17 protein-coding genes and 1 pseudogene are annotated in these 17,687 nt (G+C 71.8%); 7 read left to right on the forward strand and 11 right to left on the reverse strand.

What is annotated here, in order from left to right:
• The first annotated feature begins 98 nt into the window (after positions 1 to 98).
• Positions 99 to 722, forward strand: coding sequence for a hypothetical protein (locus E0F75_RS12360; protein ID WP_187622543.1), 624 nt, complete (start codon positions 99 to 101; stop codon positions 720 to 722).
• Here E0F75_RS12360 and E0F75_RS12365 read toward each other — a convergent pair.
• Genes E0F75_RS12365 through E0F75_RS12375 form a run of 3 tightly spaced genes read right to left on the reverse strand, consistent with a single transcriptional unit; the run spans position 642 to position 2,786 of the window.
• Positions 642 to 1,214: a cob(I)yrinic acid a,c-diamide adenosyltransferase gene (locus E0F75_RS12365; protein WP_187622544.1), complete on the reverse strand. Its 573-nt coding sequence runs from the start codon at positions 1,212 to 1,214 to the stop codon at positions 642 to 644. The genes E0F75_RS12360 and E0F75_RS12365 overlap by 81 nt on opposite strands.
• A gap of 13 nt (positions 1,215 to 1,227) precedes the next feature.
• Complete coding sequence (locus E0F75_RS12370) at positions 1,228 to 1,977, reverse strand: ABC transporter permease (RefSeq protein ID WP_187622545.1); 750 nt, start codon at positions 1,975 to 1,977, stop codon at positions 1,228 to 1,230.
• A gap of 35 nt (positions 1,978 to 2,012) precedes the next feature.
• Positions 2,013 to 2,786, reverse strand: coding sequence for an ABC transporter ATP-binding protein (locus E0F75_RS12375; protein ID WP_187622546.1), 774 nt, complete (start codon positions 2,784 to 2,786; stop codon positions 2,013 to 2,015).
• Between the two features lie 106 nt (positions 2,787 to 2,892).
• On the opposite strand from E0F75_RS12375, the gene E0F75_RS12380 reads away from it, so the two are divergent.
• The 4 genes from E0F75_RS12380 (at position 2,893) to E0F75_RS12395 (ending at position 8,040) form a co-directional block, all read left to right on the forward strand.
• Complete coding sequence (locus E0F75_RS12380) at positions 2,893 to 3,531, forward strand: TetR/AcrR family transcriptional regulator (protein WP_187622547.1); 639 nt, start codon at positions 2,893 to 2,895, stop codon at positions 3,529 to 3,531.
• Positions 3,532 to 3,760: 229 nt separating this feature from the next.
• Entirely contained in the window at positions 3,761 to 4,609 is an 849-nt protein-coding gene (locus E0F75_RS12385; protein WP_187622548.1) for a 3-hydroxyacyl-CoA dehydrogenase family protein, read from the forward strand.
• Positions 4,610 to 4,735: 126 nt separating this feature from the next.
• A complete protein-coding gene (locus E0F75_RS12390) occupies positions 4,736 to 5,059 on the forward strand; it encodes an STAS domain-containing protein (protein ID WP_015036221.1) in 324 nt (107 codons plus the stop codon).
• A 296-nt stretch (positions 5,060 to 5,355) separates the two neighbouring features.
• A complete protein-coding gene (locus E0F75_RS12395; protein ID WP_187622549.1) occupies positions 5,356 to 8,040 on the forward strand; it encodes an ATP-binding protein in 2,685 nt (894 codons plus the stop codon).
• A gap of 105 nt (positions 8,041 to 8,145) precedes the next feature.
• On the opposite strand, the gene nucS is transcribed toward E0F75_RS12395, so the two are convergent.
• Positions 8,146 to 8,817, reverse strand: coding sequence for an endonuclease NucS (nucS, locus tag E0F75_RS12400; RefSeq protein WP_187622550.1), 672 nt, complete (start codon positions 8,815 to 8,817; stop codon positions 8,146 to 8,148).
• Between the two features lie 250 nt (positions 8,818 to 9,067).
• Between nucS and E0F75_RS12405 the strand changes: the two genes are divergently transcribed.
• Complete coding sequence (locus E0F75_RS12405; protein ID WP_015036224.1) at positions 9,068 to 9,460, forward strand: SCO5389 family protein; 393 nt, start codon at positions 9,068 to 9,070, stop codon at positions 9,458 to 9,460.
• A gap of 155 nt (positions 9,461 to 9,615) precedes the next feature.
• Here the strand turns inward: E0F75_RS12405 and E0F75_RS12410 are convergent, their stop codons facing one another.
• On the reverse strand, positions 9,616 to 10,650 hold the full coding sequence (locus tag E0F75_RS12410; protein WP_187622551.1) for an LLM class flavin-dependent oxidoreductase: 1,035 nt from the start codon (positions 10,648 to 10,650) through the stop codon (positions 9,616 to 9,618).
• 200 nt (positions 10,651 to 10,850) lie between these two features.
• On the opposite strand from E0F75_RS12410, the gene E0F75_RS12415 reads away from it, so the two are divergent.
• Complete coding sequence (locus tag E0F75_RS12415; RefSeq protein ID WP_187622552.1) at positions 10,851 to 11,180, forward strand: ATP/GTP-binding protein; 330 nt, start codon at positions 10,851 to 10,853, stop codon at positions 11,178 to 11,180.
• A 34-nt stretch (positions 11,181 to 11,214) separates the two neighbouring features.
• Here E0F75_RS12415 and E0F75_RS12420 read toward each other — a convergent pair whose 3' ends face one another.
• From E0F75_RS12420 to E0F75_RS12445, 6 genes and pseudogenes are all read right to left on the reverse strand, one after another.
• A complete protein-coding gene (locus tag E0F75_RS12420) occupies positions 11,215 to 12,054 on the reverse strand; it encodes an ABC transporter permease (RefSeq protein ID WP_187622553.1) in 840 nt (279 codons plus the stop codon).
• The gene (locus E0F75_RS12425; protein ID WP_187622554.1) at positions 12,051 to 13,205 is read right to left on the reverse strand and encodes an ABC transporter ATP-binding protein; all 1,155 of its coding nucleotides are present in this window, start codon (positions 13,203 to 13,205) and stop codon (positions 12,051 to 12,053) included. The genes E0F75_RS12420 and E0F75_RS12425 overlap by 4 nt, the downstream gene beginning before the upstream one ends.
• Positions 13,206 to 13,459: 254 nt before the next feature.
• Positions 13,460 to 14,239, reverse strand: a complete 780-nt coding sequence (locus tag E0F75_RS12430) for an ABC transporter permease (protein WP_187622555.1) — start codon at positions 14,237 to 14,239, stop codon at positions 13,460 to 13,462.
• Between the two features lie 3 nt (positions 14,240 to 14,242).
• Entirely contained in the window at positions 14,243 to 15,211 is a 969-nt protein-coding gene (locus E0F75_RS12435; RefSeq protein WP_187622556.1) for an ABC transporter ATP-binding protein, read from the reverse strand.
• Between the two features lie 149 nt (positions 15,212 to 15,360).
• Positions 15,361 to 16,296 (reverse strand): cellulose-binding protein, encoded by a 936-nt coding sequence (locus E0F75_RS12440; protein ID WP_187622557.1) that lies wholly within the window; start codon positions 16,294 to 16,296, stop codon positions 15,361 to 15,363.
• A 114-nt stretch (positions 16,297 to 16,410) separates the two neighbouring features.
• Positions 16,411 to 17,687: pseudogene (locus tag E0F75_RS12445) on the reverse strand (hypothetical protein); the annotation flags it as partial.

Here is a 17,687-nt window from a genome sequence, read left to right on the forward strand (position 1 = left end):
CTCCTCCGTCGAAGGATGTAGGCGCACTTCGTCATCGGCGACGACGATCCGGGCGGTCCGCCGGGAGACGCTGAGGGGGTACCGAAAGGGGAACCGTCGTGATCGTCACGCTGATCGTCATCTGCGAGGTGGGCTTCTGGGTCCTGCTGGCCGCCGGCCTCGCCGCCCGCTACCTCCTGAAGATGCCCCGGACGGGTATCGCGCTGCTGCTCTGCGAGCCGCTCCTGGAGGTTCTCCTCCTCGTCGTCACCGCGATCGATCTCAAGAACGGCGCCGATCCCAGCTGGAAGCACGGCCTCGCCGCCCTCTACATCGGCTACACCGTCGGCCACGGCCACCGCACCGTGAAGTGGCTCGACGGCCACGCCGCCCACCGCTTCGGCGGCGCGCCCCGGCCCCCGAAGCCTCCGCAGTACGGTATGGCCCGCGCCCGCCACGAGGGCAAGGTCTGGCTGGGCTCGGTGACGGCGGCGGCCGTCGCCTCGGGGCTGCTGCTCCTGGCCGCGCTGTACGTCGGCGACGACGGGAACACCGACAGCCTCTACGGCTGGATCCTCGTCGCCTGGCGGACGGCGGGCATCCACGGCCTGATCGCGCTCAGCTATGCGATCTGGCCGCGGAAGGCCCCGGCGGGAGAGGCCTCAGCGGTCCCCGCCCGGGACCCAGAGCACGTCCCCGACCTCCTTGTTCGCCGTCCGAGCAAGGATGAAGAGCAGGTCTGAGAGGCGGTTGAGGTACGTGGCGGTCAGGGCGTTCATCGTCTCGCCGTGCACCTCGAGGGCCGCCCAGGTGGAGCGCTCCGCCCGCCGGACCACCGTGCACGCCTGGTGCAGCAGTGCTGCCCCGGGCGTGCCGCCCGGCAGGATGAAGGAGCGCAGCTTGTCGAGCTGCTCAAGGAAGAGGTCGCAGTCGGCCTCCAGCTTGTCGACGTACGACTGCTCGACCCGCAGCGGCGGGTACTTCGGGTCCTCGACCACCGGGGTGCAGAGGTCCGCGCCCACGTCGAACAGGTCGTTCTGCACCCGGACGAGGACCTTCACGACCTCCGCGTCGAGCTGCCCGAGGGCGATCGCCGTGCCGATGGCGGCGTTGGCCTCGTTGGCGTCGGCGTAGGCCGAGATCCGCAGATCCGTCTTGGCGGTCCTGCTCATGTCGCCGAGCGCCGTGGTGCCCTGGTCGCCGGTACGGGTGTAGATGCGCGTCAGATTGACCATGGGACCAGCCTAGTTAGGCGATGGCCTTCTGGAACGTCCGTGTGCCGACCGTCACGGCGAGCGCCGCGATCCCGAGGGCGACGAGCACCCCGTACAGCAGCGTCGGTGTCGTGTAGTGCCCGATGTACGCCTCCCGGACCGCGTCCACCAGATGGCGGAACGGCATCAGGCGCGAGAGCACGTCCAGCCAGCCGGGGGCGAGGGTCATCGGCAGCATCAGGCCCGACAGCAGCATCGCGGGCATCGCGAGCGTGTTGATCGCGGGTCCGAACTCCTGCGGGGTGCGCAGCTTCAGGGCGAGCGCGTACGAGAGGGAGGCCAGCGCCACCGAGAGCAGCGCCACGAAGCCGAAGCCGATCAGGATGCCGGCGAGCGGCGCCCTGAGACCCATCGGCAGGGCGACCAGGACGAGCAGGACCGCCTGGAAGACGAACAGGGCGGCGTCCCGCAGGACCCGGCCGAGCAGCAGGGCGAGCCGGCTCACCGGGGTGACCCGCATCCGGTCGAAGACGCCCCAGTTCTTCTCCATGATGATCGAGAAGCCGGCGAACGAGGCGCCGAAGAGCCCCAGTTGGAGCAGGAGCCCGGGGACGAGGATCTGCCAGGAGTCGCCCTCGCTGCCGAGCGGCAGCCCGGTGAGCAGCGGCCCGAAGAGCAGCAGATAGAGCAGCGGCATCAGGGCGCCGAAGAAGATCTGGAACGGGGAGCGCAGGGTCTGGCGGGCGTATCGCCCGAAGAGGAGCGCGGTGTCGTGGAGAAGCATCGGATGTCCTGGGGACGTGAGGGGACCGGGAGGTCCTAGACGGCTACGGGGGTCGTGTCGGCGGGGGTCGGGCCGCGCCCGGTGACGGCGAGGAACGCGTCCTGGAGGGTGGCGGCGCCGTGGGCGGCCTTGAGGCCGGCGGGGGAGTCCTCGGCGACGACCGTTCCCTTGTCGACGACGACCAGCCGGTCGGCGAGGCTGTCGGCCTCGTCCAGGTAGTGGGTGGTGAGGACGACGGTGGTGCCGTGCTCGTCGCGCAGTCGCCGCACCAGTGCCCACAGGTCGGCGCGGCTGCCGGGGTCGAGGCCGGTCGTCGGCTCGTCGAGGAAGAGGATCTCCGGCCGGTGGGTGAGCCCCATGGCGAGGTCGAGCCGGCGGCGCTGGCCGCCGGAGAGCTCCGGGGTCCTGCGGTCGAGGAGCTCGGTGAGCCCGAGGTCGTCCGCGAGTTCCTCGGCGCGGGCCGCCGCGCGGGCCCGGTCCATGCCGTAGAGCCGGCCCTGGGTGACGAGCTCGGAGCGGACGGTCTCCTGGGGGTCGAGGCCGCCGGACTGGGCGACGTACCCGATGCGGCGCCGGACGGCGGCGGGATCCCGTACGAGGTCGTGGCCGGCGACGGTGGCGGCGCCGCCGGTGGGCGGCAGGAGCGTGGTGAGCATCCGGAGCGTGGTGGTCTTGCCGGCGCCGTTGGGGCCGAGCAGTCCGAGGATCTCGCCGGGCCGGACGGTGAGGTCGATTCCGCGGACGGCCTCCACGGGGCCGCTCCTGGTCGTGAAGGTCCGGGCGAGCCCGGCCGTGCTGATGATGGGCATGGCGACTACAAAAACAGAGTCACTGAAATTTTGCAACGCCTCCAAAATTCCATGGTCAGCAAAGTTGTGGAGGGAGTAAAATTTCAGGGAGCCTAGGATGAGGGGCATGGCCGAGGGACTCAGGGAACGCAAGAAGCGCGAGACGAAGCAGCGGATCTCGGACATCGCGACCGGGCTCTTCCTGGAGCGCGGCTTCGTCCATGTGACCATCGCGGACGTCGCCGAGGCGGCGGACGTCTCCGTCAACACGGTGTACAACTACTTCCCGGCCAAGGAGGACCTCTTCCTCGACCGGATGGACGGCGTCACCCAGCGCCTCGCCCGCGCGATCCGCGGCCGCGACCGCGGGGAGTCCGCCGCGCGGGCCGTCCTGCGCGAACTCCGCCAGGACATCGGGGCCGTGTCACCCGCGTACGGACTCATGGACGGCTTCGACGCCTTCATGAACGTCATCGAGCACGCCCCCACCCTCAAGGCCCGGCTCTTCCACGTCCAGCAGCAGGTCCACGACGCCGTCGTCACCACCCTCCGCGAGGAGACCGGTGCCACCGCCGAGGACCCGCTGCCGCTGCTCGTCGGCGGCCAGCTCGCCTGGATCGAGAACACCGTCGTCGGCTACATCACCCGCGCGATGACCACCGGGGGCAGGGCGACCGCCGTCTCCCGCGAGGCGCTCGTGCTCCTCGACGAGATCGAGGAGCTGCTGAGCGAGAAGGTGCTGAACTACGCGGTACGGGAGGGCTGACGGGGCGCACCGGCCGATCGCCGCCCCGCGGGACCTGCCCCGCGCCGCCCCACGGGTCCTACCCCCCGAGGGTATGTCTCGACCGCGGAGGCGCCCGAACGGGGTGCTGCGAGTGTGACGTCCGTCAAACAGGGCGTGACGCGCATTACTTCACGGTCACATGACGGCTCCCGACCGCTAATCTCCGCCGGAGAGCCAGAAGTGAACAGGCGTTAAGGGGTGGAACATCGTGGCCAGGAAGCTCGCCGTCATCGGGGCCGGACTCATGGGATCCGGCATCGCACAGGTCTCGGCACAGGCGGGCTGGGACGTCGTCCTGCGTGACGTCACCGACGCCGCCCTCACCCGGGGCACCGACGGCATCAAGGCGTCGTACGACCGGTTCGTCGCGAAGGGCAGGCTGGACGCCGCCGACGCCGAGGCCGCGCTCGGCCGCATCACCGCCACCACCGAGCTGGAGGCCGTCGCCGACGCCGACATCGTCGTCGAGGCCGTCTTCGAGAACCTCGACGTCAAGCACGAGATCTTCCGCTCGCTCGACAAGATCGCCAAGGACGGCGCGGTCCTCGCCTCCAACACCTCCGCGATCCCGATCACCAAGATCGCCGCGGTGACCGAGCGCCCCGAGTCCGTCGTCGGCGTCCACTTCTTCTCGCCGGTCCCGATGATGCAGCTCGTCGAGCTCGTCCGCGGCTACAAGACCAGCGACGAGACCCTCGCCACCGCCCGGGAGTTCGCCGAGTCCGTCGGCAAGACCTGCATCGTCGTCAACCGCGACGTGGCCGGCTTCGTCACCACCCGCCTCATCTCGGCCCTGGTCGTCGAGGCGGCCAAGCTCCAGGAGTCCGGCGTCGCCACCGCCGAGGACATCGACATCGCCTGCAAGCTCGGCTTCGGCCACGCCATGGGCCCGCTCGCCACCGCCGACCTCACCGGCATCGACATCCTGGTGAACGCGGCCAACAACATCTACACCGAGTCCCAGGACGAGAAGTTCGCGGTGCCGGAACTGATGCGCCGGATGGTGGACGCGGGTGACATCGGCCGCAAGAGCGGGCAGGGCTTCTACAAGTACTGAGCCGGACCCGCCACCCCGCCTCACCCCGTGGGGTGAATTTCGGTATCGGTTCGCTGACAAGGCGCAACGTATCTGCCGGTGCGGCAGTCAGTTGTTGCGAAGACGGAGCACTCTCGGGGAGCGCATATGCACATCAGGGGCGACCATGTCGAGCTGGTCGTCGGGGGCCGCCTCGACGTCCGGAGCGCGGCGGACGCCCGTACGGTCCTGCACTCGGCCGTCGACGACGGCGTCGGCGACCTGGTGCTCGACCTGACCGGCCTCGACTCCTGGGACGCGACCGGACTCGGCGTCATCATGGGCGCCCACCGGCGTGCGGGCCGCTGCGGCCGGCGGCTCGTCCTGCGCGGTGTGCCGCCCCAGATGCAGCGGCTGCTCGTCGCCACCAAGCTGCACCGCATCCTCGCCATCGAGGGCGGCCTCGCGCTGGAGTCCCTGCCCCGGGTGTGACCACCCGGAGCGGGGCCGACCCGGACCGGGACGCCGACCGCGAGCAGGGACGACCCGGAGCGGGAGCGGGGGCCGCGGGCAGGGACGACCCGGAGCGGGACAACCCTCGGTGGCGCGCGTGTGAAGCAGCTGTGTGAACCAGGCGTCACGCTCAATCCTCACAAGACCGTGACGACTGGGTCTCCGGGGCACCCCAGCTGTTCCCGAGCGCCTGACCACGGTCTAGGGTTCGGTCGCCTGCACATTGACGGACCCACCCGGCGGGCACCGGACACCGCTTCTTGGGGGCTTGGACCATGGACCCGATCAACCGGGGGCCGGAGGAGTACGGACACGACGGCGAGGGCGACGACGCCCGCCAGGGACGCGGCACCCCCGCCCCGGCCCCCGCACCCGCGCGTGCCCGCGTCGTCCGGCTCGTCTCCGGCGACCTGCTCGTCACCGTCAACCCGGTCGACGGCAGCGAGATCGAACCCTGCCCGCCCGGCCACGAACCCGCGGCCCCCCGCCCCCTCACCGCCGAGGAGCGCGCCGAGGCCGCCCGTGCCGCCGCCCCGCCCGTACCCCCGGGCCCGGTCGCACCCACGCTGCCCCTCCTCGAACGCCAGGAGGAGCGCGAGCGCCTCGTCGGCATCCTCGGCCGCGGCCGCTCCGCCCGCCTGAGCGGCCCCGCCGGATCCGGCCGCACCGCCCTCCTCGACGCCGTCGGCGCCGACTGCGCCGACCTCGCGCCCGACGGAGTCGTCCGGCTCTCCGGCCACCACCGCACCCCGGCCGAACTCCTCCACGAGCTGTTCGCGGCCGTCCGGTACGCCCCGGACCACCGGCCCGGCCGAACCGTGCTCCACGACCGGCTCCGCGAGATCGGCGCCGTCGTGGTCGTCGACGACCTGGAGTTCGGCGGCGCCGCCCTCGACGAGTTCCTCGCCGCCGCCCCCGAATGCGCCTTCCTGCTCGCCGCCGGACCCGACACCCCCGCCCCCTCGGCCGACGCCCACGTCGAGGACATCCACCTCGCCGGCCTCGGCCGCGGCGCCGCGCTCAAGCTCCTGGAGAGCGCCGTCGGCCGCACCCTCACCGACGACGAGGCCAACTGGGCCGGCGACCTGTGGTTCGAGTCCGAGGGCCTGCCGCTCCGCTTCGTCCAGGCCGGCGCCCTGCTCCGCCAGCGCGACCGGCTCCGCGTCACCCCCGCCGAGTTCGACGCCTTCGGCGCCCTCGAGGATGCCTTCGGGCCGACCGACCCCGAAGCGGCCGCGGTGGCCGCCGCGGCGGCCTTCGACGGAGTCGACGACCCCGACGTCGAACTGCGCGAGATACCCCTGCCCAGCCTCGGCGAGGGCGCCGCCCCCGCCGCCCTGCTCGCCTCCCGCCTCAGCCGCTCCGCCCAGACCGCGCTGCGCTTCGCCGTCGCCCTCGGCGGCGAGGTCCCGCACCAGGCCCACCTGCCGGCCCTGGTCGGCGACACCCACGCCGACGCCGCCCTCGGCGAACTGCGGGCCTGCGGCCTGCTCTCCCCGGTCGGACCCCGCTACCGGCTGGCCGCCGGGGTCCTCACCCAGCTCCTCGCCCAGGGGTACGGGCCCGACCGCGCGGCCGCCGACCGCGCCCACACCGTCGCCCAGCACTACGCCTGGTGGGCCGCCCACCCCTCCGTCACCCCCGAGCGGGCCGCCGCCGAGTCCGACGCCCTCCTCGCCGCCCTGTCCGTCCTCGTCGCCGGCACCGGCGGCGACCCCGACACGGAGGCCGAGCACCGCGCCACCGCCGTCCTGCTGGCCCGCGCCGCCGCCCCCGCCTTCGCCGCCGGACTGCACTGGGGTGCCTGGGAGCGGGCCCTGCGCGCCGGACAGGAGGCCGCCCGGCTCACCGGGGAGGTCGCCGAGGAGGCCTACTTCCACCACGAGCTCGGTGTCCTCGCCCTGTGCGCAGGAAACCTGGAGCGGGCCCGCGCCGAGCTTGAGGCCTCCATCGGCATGCGCGGCGTGCTCGCCGACAAGCGCGGCACCGTCGCGGGACGCCGGGCGCTCGCCCTGGTCGCCGACCTCTCCGGGGAGCACGCCGCCCCCGCCGCGACCCGCGCCGAGGAGCCCGTCTCGCCGCCCCGCGGCATTCCCTCCCTGCGCGGCCCCGCACGCAGACCGGCCCCAGAGCCGGTCCCGACGCCGCCGGGCGGAGCAGCGGGAGCCGTGGGCAGGACCCCGCTGTCCGGCGGACCCGGGCGAGGCCCGGCGCAGTCCTCGATGCCGGCGTTCCCCGACTTCGCCGACGAGGGCCCGACGCTCATCACCCGCCCCGACACCACCAAGGGCGCGGGCCGCCCGAGCCTCAAGGGCGGCATCATCAACGGCGCGCGCCGCAACCTCGCCGCCGTCGGCGCGGGCGCGCTCCTCGTCGCCGTCCTCGGCACCGTCGTGACCCTCGGCGCCACCTCGGGCAACGGCGAGGACCCGGCCACCAACCGCGTCACCTCCGACAGCACGGCCACCGACGACACCACCGACGACGGCATCGACGGCGAGGAGCAGCCGGCCGAGGGAGAGACGGGGGAGCCCGGCAAGACCGGCGAGGCCACCCGCTCCGGCTCCCCGAGCCCCTCCGTCTCCGGGAGCACCTCCCCGGCGGACCCGGCGGACCCGTCGAGCTCGGGCACCCCGGACACCTCGGGCACCCCGTCGTCCTCGGACAGCCCGTCGACGACCACACCGCCCACGACGACGACGGTCCCGCCGACGAGGCCGACCACGCGGCCGCCGCGGCCCACCACGACGCCTCCGAAGCCGTCGACGACGACACCGAAGCCGCCGACGACGACGACGAGCCCGCCGCCGGTGACGACGACCCCGCCGGAGCCGAGCACGGAGCCGCCGACCACCTCCCCGGCGACCGACGGGGCGGACAGCCCCAGCATCTCCGCGTCCTCCTCCCTCGGCGGCCCGCCCGCCCCCGGCGACGCCACCGGCTCCCGGACGCCCGCCTGACGGACGTAACGGAGCCGGAGAGCACGTACGTACGTGCGGAGACGGGGACGGCCCCGGGCGCGTTCACCGCACCCGGGGCCGTCCCCGTACCGCCACCGCCGTCCGCTAGAACAGCCGCAGCTTGTCGTCCTCGATGCCCCGCATCGCGTTGTAGTCCAGGACCACGCAGCCGATCCCGCGGTCCGTCGCGAGGACCCGGGCCTGCGGCTTGATCTCCTGCGCCGCGAAGACGCCGCGTACCGGGGCGAGGTGCGGATCGCGGTTGAGCAGCTCCAGGTAGCGGGTCAGCTGCTCGACGCCGTCGATCTCGCCGCGCCGCTTGATCTCGACCGCGACCGTCGCGCCGTCCGAGTCCCGGCAGAGGATGTCCACCGGGCCGATCGCGGTCGGGTACTCGCGTCGGATCAGGGTGTAGCCCTCGCCGAGGGTCTCGATGCGGTCGGCGAGCAGCTCCTGGAGGTGCGCCTCGACGCCGTCCTTGATGAGACCCGGGTCCACGCCCAGTTCGTGCGAGGAGTCGTGGAGGATCTCCTCCATCGTGATGATCAGTTTCTCGCCCGCTTTGTTGATCACGGTCCAGACGCCCGCCTCACCGTCGGCACCCTCCTTGAGGGTGCAGGGCGGGGACATCCAGTTGAGCGGTTTGTACGCCCGGTCGTCCGCGTGGATGGAGACACTGCCGTCTGCCTTGATGAGGATCAGACGGGGCGCGGAGGGCAGGTGGGCCGTGAGCCGGCCCGCGTAGTCCACGGAGCAACGGGCAATGACGAGACGCATGGTCGCCAACGCTACAAGACGGGCGCTCTTCCGCGCGATTCGGGCATCACCCGGACCCCCTCCGGGCATGATCCTGAGCCGAACACCCGTCGGTTATCAGCCGGTTGTGTTCCCCATCTCCTGGTGCGTGCAGGACTGCGCGCTTACCGTGGAAGCTGGAGGTCGTCGTCCGTGCACGCTGCGTGGCGGGCGGCCCGGCCTTCGCCCCTGCCCGCAAGACCCCGTCCGCGGGGTCGCGAGAGGAGAACCCATGTCGCTCGACGTCTCACCGGCACTGTTGGAACAGGCCGAGCGAGGCGAGGTCGACGAAGCCGACTTCGTCGACTGCGTCCGGACCTCCCTGCCCTACGCATGGGAGATGATCAGTTCTCTGGTGGCTCAGCTGAAGGTCGACGGCGGAGAGTTCGCCGACAACCAGACGCCGCCGCCGAATGAGCAGGCACGTGGTCAGCTGCTGCGCGCGCTCGCGAGCGATGCCATTCGTGGTGCGCTGCAGCGGCATTTCGGGGTGCGTCTCGCCTTCCAGAACTGCCACCGGGTGGCGGTCTTCCCGCTGGACCCGTCGGTGGACGAGCGGCTCGCCCGCTTCACGTCCGTACGGGGGCAGCTGCTGAACCAGTCGCCGGAACTGCGCGACTGCTGAGACATGGTGCTGCCGCTCCGCATCGCGGGAGACGCGATCGATGCGTGTCGACGCGCATCGCCGCGCGGAGATGCCGGAGCGGCAGCACAGCCCCGCCCTGAGTCCGTACGGTTCGCACGTCCGTCCGTACGGTCGGACGAGCAGCAGCCGTGCGGTCAGACGAGCAGCGGCAGGACCTCGGTGCCGAGCCGCCGCACGTTCTCCTCGGTCGACGCCAGGTCGCCCGTGCCCTCGGCGAGCAGGGCGAAGCGGGTGATGCCCGTGCGCTCCGCCGTCGCCGCCAGCCGGTCCGCCGCGTGCCGGGGCGTGCCCACCGGGTGCAGCCCGCACAGCAGCTCCGTGTACGCCACGGGGTCCCGCATCGCCCGGTGCCGGCCGTCGACGGTCACATGCGCGTCGAGGCCCTGCTTCAGCCAGCCCGGCATGGCCTTCACCAGCGCCTCGGCCGCGTCCGCGCCCCGGTCCGCGAGCTGGGCCACGCCCGCCGAGACATGGTGGGACCCGATCCGCGCGATCTCGTCCGGGTCCCGCCCGGCCTCCCGCGCGCAGCGCGCCCAGGCCGTGACCATCTCGGCCTTCTCCTCGTCCCCGCAGTGCATCCCGAGGAGCATCGGCAGTCCGCGCTCGGCGGCCAGCCGCACACTCCTCGGCGACGTGCAGGCCACCACGACCTCCGGAGCCGGGTCGCCGCCGATCAGCTCGTCGGCGCGGGGCACCACCGGTACCTCGCGGAAGGCGAATCGTTCTCCCCCGGCGCCCACACGGGGCTCGGAGAGCCAGCGCAGCAGCAGGTCGAGCGATTCGGGGAAGCCGTTCTCGTACGCGTCGAGACCGGCGCCGAAGACCTCCAGATCGACCCAGGGCCCGCCCCGGCCCACCCCGAGGGTGAACCTCCCGCCCGAGGTGAGGTGCAGCAGCGCCGCCTGCTCGCCCAGGGCGACCGGGTGGACGTTGGGCAGCACGCTCACCGCCGTGCCCACCCGCAGCCGCCGTGTGCGGCCCAGCAGCAGCGCGGCCAGTGTCACGGCCGAGGGGCAGACCCCGTACGGCACGAAGTGGTGCTCGGCCAGCCAGACCGAGTCGAGGCCCGCCTCCTCGGCGACCTCGGCGGTCCGCACCGCCCGGTGCAGGGCCTCACCCTGTCCCTGGCCCGGGAACTGCGCTGCCAGAACGAACGTACCCACGCGCATCGCCTTGTGCCTCCTCTGCGGCCGACGCGTAACTCCCCTCGCACCGGCACCAACGTGTGACACGTGCCAAAGGCAACGGCCGTTCATGAAGTTCTTGCGATTTTCGGCTAAGCCGTCGCGGACGGGGCCCGGGGCACCGCATCGCGGCCCGTAGGCTTGAGGGAACGGTCCGTGTTCCCAGACCCCCGTGAGGTGTGCCCGTGTCCCCGCGCCACAACCGTTCCCGAGGCGGCGAGAAGCCCGAGCAGCAGGAGGGCGACCACGGCGACCGGTACGGCGGCGTGCAGCGCACCGAGACCTGGCAGGGCGAGGAGTGGTACGTCCGCCTCGTCGCCGGGTCGAGCGCGCCCGGCAAGCGCTACCGCTGCCCGGGCTGCGACCAGGAGATCCCGCCCGGCGCCCCGCACGTGGTCGCCTGGCCGGAGTACGGGGGAGTGGACGACCGGCGGCACTGGCACAAGGCCTGCTGGAACGCGAAGGACCGCCGCACCAGCAGGGTGCAGCGGTCCCGGAACGCGCCGAAGTACTGAGCCGAAGTACTGAGCCGCGGTACTGAGGGGGCGGTCACACGTCCCGGTTGTTCAGCAGCGCGAACGCGCCGGCGAGCGCGACCCCGGCGACCCCGGTCATGATCAGCAGCGGCTCCCAGCCCGCCGGGCCCTTGTCCCCGAAGGGCGGCTGCGCCGCGTACAGCGAGATCATCTGCGAGGGGATCGCGTACGTCAGGAGCCACTCCTGCACGGACTTCAGCGCCTCGGAGAACATGAACAGCGCCGCCACCAGCGGCAGCAGCAGCAGACCGATCATCACCGTGATCGCACCGGCCGAGTGCCGGATCAGCGTGCCGAGCGCCAGCGACAGCAGCCCCAGCATGGCCAGGTAGGCGCCCGCGCCGACCGTCGCCCGCAGCCACTCGCTCGTCGTCGGCGTGTCCGCCACGTCCACGATGGCGACCTGCACCGCGCCCACGAGCGCCGCGACCACGGTGGTCACCGTGAAGACGAGCAGGAAGAACACGATCGCCTTCGCCGTCAGCACCCGGGCCCGGCTCGGGCAGGCCGTCAGGGTCGTACGGATCATCCCGGTGCCGTACTCGGAGGCGATCGTCAGCACGCCGAGCGTGATCACGCAGATCGAGGCCGGCAGCATCCCGAAGAAACCGAAGCCGAGCGCCGACTCGTCGCCCATCCCCTGCTCGCCGGCGTTGGCGGCGATCGCCGCCACCCCCAGGCCGATGGCCACCATCAGCAGGACCATGACCCCGAGCGTCCACAGCGTCGAACGCACCGAGCGGATCTTCGTCCACTCGGAGGCCAGCGCGTCACCGAGGTGCGCCCTGCGGACCGGAATGGGGGAGACGTAGGAGTGCGGCGCCGGAGCGTGGTGCTGGGCGGGGGCGGTCATCGGGCGTCCTTGGTGGTGTCGCTCGGCTGGGGGGCGGCCTGCTGCGGAGCGGCCGGAGGGGCGTACGGCCCCGGCACGGGCGGCTGGCCGGGAGCCCCCGCGTACGGGTTCTGTCCGGGCGGCGGCGGGGCGTACCAGCCCTGCTGCGGCACGTCCTGCACCACCGGCTGCGGCGGCATGCCGTACCCCGGGTGGCCGGGCTGCTGCGGCGGCTGGAGGTGCGCGAGCCGGTCGTCGGTGGAGCGGTAGTCCACGGCGCCCTGCGTCAGACGCATGTACGCCTCCTCGAGGGAGGCCTGGTGCGGGGACAGCTCCCAGAGCCGTACGTCCGCGTCGTGCGCGAGGTCGCTGATCCGGGGCAGCGGCAGGCCCGTCACCCGCAGCGCCCCGTCCGGCTCCGACATCACCTGGCCGCCGGACTCCATGAGGGCCGCCGTCAGCTTCTCCCGCTGACCCGGATCGGTCCCCGGGGTCCTTACCCGGGCGAAGTCGGCGGAGTTCGCCGAGATGAAGTCCGTGACGCTCATGTCCGCGAGCAGCTGCCCGCGGCCGATCACGATCAGATGGTCGGCGGTGAGGGCCATCTCGCTCATGAGGTGGCTGGAGACGAAGACCGTCCGGCCCTCGGAGGCCAGCTTCTTCATCAGGTTGCGGACCCAGAGGATGCCCTCCGGGTCCAGGCCGTTGACCGGCTCGTCGAAGAGCAGCACCTGAGGGTCGCCCAGGAGCGCCGCCGCGATGCCCAGCCGCTGGCCCATGCCGAGCGAGAAGCCGTTGGAACGCCGCTTGGCCACGTCCTGCAGGCCGACGACCCCGAGGACCTCGTCGACGCGCTGCGCCGGGATGCCGGCGAGCTGCGCGAGCGACAGCAGATGGCTGCGCGCGCTCCGCCCGCCGTGCACGGCCTTCGCGTCGAGGAGCGCGCCGACCTGACGGGGCGCGTTCGGCAGCTGCCGGAACGGGTGGCCGCCGATCGTGACATGGCCCGCGGACGGCTGGTCGAGGCCCAGGATCATGCGCATCGTGGTCGACTTGCCGGACCCGTTGGGCCCCAGGAACCCGGTGACGACACCGGGCCTCACCTGGAAGGAAAGGTTGTACACGGCCGTCTTGGCGCCGTAGCGCTTCGTCAGGCCGACTGCCTCGATCATTCTCCAGCCCCATCGACAGGTCGGTCGCACCATGGTCGGGGCGTGGCGGCCGTCGGCCGGAGCCCCCCGTATGAGCTAGGAGCTTATCCAGCCATTGACGGTTCCGGCGAAGTGGAGACGGCCTCCGGCCAGTCTCAGGGGGAACGTCAGGGTTCTCCCTAGGGGCTCCGCGAGATCGCGCGGGGTCGGGCGCCGGGGCTCCGACGAGATCCGGCGGGATCGGGCGTCGGGGCCCCGGGAGATCCGGCGAGCCCTCAGGCGTCCCGCTTCTTCATCACCAGATAGCCGCCGGCCAGCGCGGCCACCACCCAGAGCACCATGATCCCCAGACCGGCCCACGGGCCGTACGGAGCCTCCTCCGTGTTCATGGCGTCCGGGACGACCTGCATGATCTTCGATCCGGCCTGGTCGGGGAAGTAGCGGGCCACCTCCTTGGCCTTCGGCACGGCCGCGAGGATCTGCGAGACCAGGAAGAAGAACGGCATCAGGATGCCGAGCGAGAGCATCGACGAGCGCAGCATCGCCGCCACGCCCATGGAGAACAGCGCGATCAGGCCCATGTAGAGCCCGCCGCCGATCACCGCCCGCAGCACGTTGTCGTCACCGATCGAGGCCCGGTGCTCGCCGAGCAGTGCCTGCCCCAGGAAGAAGGAGAGGAAGCTCGTCGCGAGACCCACGGCGAACGCGAGCCCGCCCGCCACCGCGACCTTCGAGAAGAGGAAGGTCGCGCGCTGCGGCACGGCCGCCAGGGAGGTGCGGATCATGCCCGAGGAGTACTCGGTCCCCACCACGAGGACACCGAAGACCACCATCGCCAGCTGCCCCAGGGTCATCCCGAAGAAGCTGACCAGGGTCGGGTCGAAGGTGGCCCGCTCGACCTCGCTGAGGTCGTCGAAGGTGGAGTTGAACACGGCGGACAGCGCCGCGCCGATCGCCACCGTGACGATCAGGGCGCTCGCCAGCGTCCAGACGGTCGACGACACCGTCCGGATCTTGGTCCACTCGGACTGCAGGACCGCGGATACCGCTGCCATCGTTCAGGCTCCCTGGGAGGTCGTGCCCCACTGGGGGCCGGGCGCCGGGGCGCCACCGTGTACATCGGTGCCGTGCGCGTGGTACTCCACCGCACCTGCCGTCATCTGCATGAAGGCCTCTTCCAGCGAGGCGCGCTGGGAGCTCAGCTCGTGCAGCACGAGCCCGTTCTCGGCCGCGAGTTCACCCAGCTTCTCGGTCGTCGCCCCGTCCACCTCGAGGGTGCCGTTGCCCGCCTCGACCGCGATGAACCCATGCGCGTGCAACAGGTCCCGGAGCCGCTCCTGCTGCGGAGAGCGCAGCCGCGCATAACTCCGGGAATTCTCCTGGATGAAATCCGCCATCGATGTGTCGGCCAGCAGCTTTCCCTGTCCGATCACGATCAGATGATCGGCTGTCAGGGCCATTTCACTCATCAGATGGCTGGAAACGAAGATCGTCCGACCCTCGGCCGCCAACGCCTTCATCAGATTGCGGATCCAGTGAATTCCCTCGGGGTCCAGACCATTGACGGGTTCGTCGAACATCAGGATCTCGGGATCGCCGAGCAGCGCCGACGCGATGCCGAGCCGCTGCCCCATACCGAGGGAGAAACCTTTCGACTTCTTCCGCGCGACCGGCGTCAGACCCACCAGGTCCAGCACCTCGCTCACCCGGCGTTCCGGGATGCGGTTCGACTGCGCGAGACACAGCAGGTTGTTGTACGCGGAGCGGCCGCCGTTCATGGCCTTGGCGTCGAGCAGCGCGCCGATGTACTTCAGCGGCTCCTCGAGCTCCCGGTAGTGCTTGCCGTCGATCCGGACCGTCCCGCTCGTCGGGTTGTCCAGGTCCAGCATCATCCGCATCGTCGTGGACTTGCCCGCCCCGTTGGGCCCGAGGAAGCCCGTGATCACCCCAGGACGCACCTGGAAGGAGAGATGGTCGACCGCGGTCTTCGCCCCGTATCGCTTGGTCAGGCCCTCAAGCTCGATCATGCGTCCCAACCTACGGGTGCGCAAAACCCCCCGCCACCGGAATGACAGGGGGTTCTGGGGAACGCTACGAACTCGTTACCGGCTGTGCGTCAGGTCGACGGTCACGACCCGGACGGCCGTACGGGGGGCGGCCGTCCGCGGGACGGGCGTCAGCGGGACTGCTGGGCCGGGACACCGGCCGGGCGCTCGTCGTCGATCGGCGAGCCGGCCGCCGCCACCGCGGCACCGGTCAGCGTCGCCAGCATCTCGCGGACGTTGGTCAGCTGGGCGTTGATCGAGTCCCGGCGGTTCGTCAGCGCCGCGAGCTCGCGCTCCGATTCGCTGCGGATCCGGTCGGCCTTGGCGTTCGCGTCGGCCACGATGTCCTCGGCCTGGCGCTGCGCGGTCTCCACCGTCTGACGGGCCCGGCGCTCCGCGTCCGTACGCAGCTTCTCGGCCTCCAGGCGGAGCTGCTCGGCGCGGTGCTCGATCTCGGCCAGACGCTTCTCGGCCTTGGCCTGACGCGAGGCCAGGTCGCGCTCCGACTGCTCGCGGCGCTTGGCCAGGTTGGTCTCGAAGTCCGCGGCGGCCTGGGCGGCCTTGGCGCGGGTCTCCTCGAAGAGGGCGTCCGCCTCCTCGCGCTTCGACTGCGCGTCCTTCTGCGCCTCGGCGCGCATCGTGTTGGCCTCGCCCTGCGCCTTCTCGACGATGCGGACGCCCTCGTCCTCGGCCTTCGACTTGCGCTCGGCCGCGAAGGACTCCGCGTCGTTGCGCACCTGCTGGGCGGCCGACTCGGCCAGCTCGCGGTGCTGCTCGGCGGCGCGACGGGCCTCCTCACGCAGGTCCTTCGCCTCCTCCTCGGCGAGCCGGAGGATCTTCTCGACCCGGGCGCCGAGCCCCGCGTACGACGGCTCGGCGTCGGTGACCTGCGCCTGGGCGTTCTGCGTCTCGAGGTGGAGCTCCTCGATGCGCTTCTCCAGGGAGGTGATGCGGGACAGCGCACTGTCGCGGTCGGACACGAGCTTGGTAATGCGGTCGTCCACCTGACCGCGGTCGTAACCGCGCCGCACGAGCTCGAAGCCGAAGGGGGAGGATGTGTCGCTCATGGGTTTCCTGTCGAATGAGACCGGTGAGGTGTTAGAGGGAATCCTAGGGGCCGAAGCGGCGTGTCATCGAGCGTATGCCCGTTTGATCTGGAGAATGTCCAGCCTTTTGAGTGGCTAGCTGTCCTGGGACTTGCCACTCGAACGAGTGGACCCTGCTGAAGCGCCCGCCTTGGCACCCACTGCCCCGGCGGACTTCGTACCAGCGGACGGAGTCTCGAAAGACTCCAACGCCTCCAGCACGTCCTGGACACGGGAGATCTCGGCATTGATGTCCTTGCGGCGCCGCACGAGCACCTCCAGTTCGCGCTGACCTTCCTCGATCGTCTTCTCCGCCTCGGACCGAGCCTCCGCCAGCGTCCGTTCGGCCTCGGCCTTGATGCCCTCGGCCTCCGCGGCGAGCGAGGCCTTCTTCTGCTCGGCCTCCTTGAGGAGAGCCTCGGCCTTGCGGACCGCGGCGATACGGACCTTGCTCGCCTCCGAACTCGCCTCGGAGATGAGCTCCTTGGCCTTCTCGTCGGCCTCGGCCCGCTGTTCCGTCGCCGCCTTCATCAGGTTGTCGACCCGCTCGCCCGCCGTCTTCATCTGCTCGGCGCTCTCACGGCGCGCCCGCTCGTGCAGTTCCTCGATCTCGCCCTCGATCCGGCCCCGCAGCTCATCGGTCCGCTCCCTTATGGCCGTCGCGTCGCCGCGTGCCCCGACCAGGAGTTCGTCCGCGTCCGTACGGGCCTTCTCCACCAGCGAGTTGCCCTCGACGGTCGCCTCGGCGACGATCCGCTCGGCCTCCTTGCGGGCCGCGCCGACCATCAGGTCGGCCTGCGCCTCGGCCTCGGTGGTGGCGCGCAGCGCCTCCTCCTGGGCCTTGCCGATGAGCTGGTCCGCCTGCTCGGCCGCGTCCGAACGCTTCCGGGCGCCGGCCTCCCGCGCCTCGTCGAGCGTCCGGTCGGCCTCCTCGCGGGCCTCCGAGCGCATCTGCTCGGCCGCCGCCTCGGCGTCGGCCTTGAGCCGCTCCGACTCGGTACGGATCCGCTCGGCGTCCTGCTGGGCGGAGCCCACGGTCGCCTCGGCCGCGGCGCGCGCCTCCGCCGTGACGGAATCGGCGAGTTCGCCGGCCTCGCGGGTGAGCCGTTCGGCCTCGGCGGCCGTCTCGCGGGTGAGCCGCTCGGCCTCCGAGGTCGCTTCCGCGAGGAGTGCGTCGGCCTGTTCGGCGGCGTCGCTGCGGCGCTTGTCGGCGGCCTTGCGGGCCTCGTCGAGGAGCTGCTCGCCGTCGGCCAGGGCGGCGTTCCGCAGGGCCTGCGCGTGCGCCTCCCCGTCGATCTTGACCTGTTCGGCCTCGGTGCGGAGGCGTCGGGCGTCCTGTTCGGTGGTCTCCATGAGCTCGACCGCCTCGGCGG

Source organism: Streptomyces sp. CB02980, assembly GCF_014451325.2.
Classification (GTDB): Bacteria; Actinomycetota; Actinomycetes; order Streptomycetales; family Streptomycetaceae; genus Streptomyces.

What these genes read in the sequence shown, in the direction of transcription:
- E0F75_RS12430 (WP_187622555.1), bottom strand. Translation starts at nt 14,239, where the DNA reads ATGGCAGCGGTATCCGCGGTCCTGCAGTCCGAGTGGACCAAGATCCGG.
- E0F75_RS12405 (WP_015036224.1), top strand. Translation starts at nt 9,068, where the DNA reads ATGTCGCTCGACGTCTCACCGGCACTGTTGGAACAGGCCGAGCGAGGC.
- E0F75_RS12420 (WP_187622553.1), bottom strand. Translation starts at nt 12,054, where the DNA reads ATGACCGCCCCCGCCCAGCACCACGCTCCGGCGCCGCACTCCTACGTC.
- E0F75_RS12440 (WP_187622557.1), bottom strand. Translation starts at nt 16,296, where the DNA reads ATGAGCGACACATCCTCCCCCTTCGGCTTCGAGCTCGTGCGGCGCGGT.
- E0F75_RS12435 (WP_187622556.1), bottom strand. Translation starts at nt 15,211, where the DNA reads ATGATCGAGCTTGAGGGCCTGACCAAGCGATACGGGGCGAAGACCGCG.
- E0F75_RS12410 (WP_187622551.1), bottom strand. Translation starts at nt 10,650, where the DNA reads ATGCGCGTGGGTACGTTCGTTCTGGCAGCGCAGTTCCCGGGCCAGGGA.
- E0F75_RS12425 (WP_187622554.1), bottom strand. Translation starts at nt 13,205, where the DNA reads ATGATCGAGGCAGTCGGCCTGACGAAGCGCTACGGCGCCAAGACGGCC.
- E0F75_RS12390 (WP_015036221.1), top strand. Translation starts at nt 4,736, where the DNA reads ATGCACATCAGGGGCGACCATGTCGAGCTGGTCGTCGGGGGCCGCCTC.
- nucS (WP_187622550.1), bottom strand. Translation starts at nt 8,817, where the DNA reads ATGCGTCTCGTCATTGCCCGTTGCTCCGTGGACTACGCGGGCCGGCTC.
- E0F75_RS12380 (WP_187622547.1), top strand. Translation starts at nt 2,893, where the DNA reads ATGGCCGAGGGACTCAGGGAACGCAAGAAGCGCGAGACGAAGCAGCGG.
- E0F75_RS12365 (WP_187622544.1), bottom strand. Translation starts at nt 1,214, where the DNA reads ATGGTCAATCTGACGCGCATCTACACCCGTACCGGCGACCAGGGCACC.
- E0F75_RS12395 (WP_187622549.1), top strand. Translation starts at nt 5,356, where the DNA reads ATGGACCCGATCAACCGGGGGCCGGAGGAGTACGGACACGACGGCGAG.
- E0F75_RS12370 (WP_187622545.1), bottom strand. Translation starts at nt 1,977, where the DNA reads ATGCTTCTCCACGACACCGCGCTCCTCTTCGGGCGATACGCCCGCCAG.
- E0F75_RS12375 (WP_187622546.1), bottom strand. Translation starts at nt 2,786, where the DNA reads ATGCCCATCATCAGCACGGCCGGGCTCGCCCGGACCTTCACGACCAGG.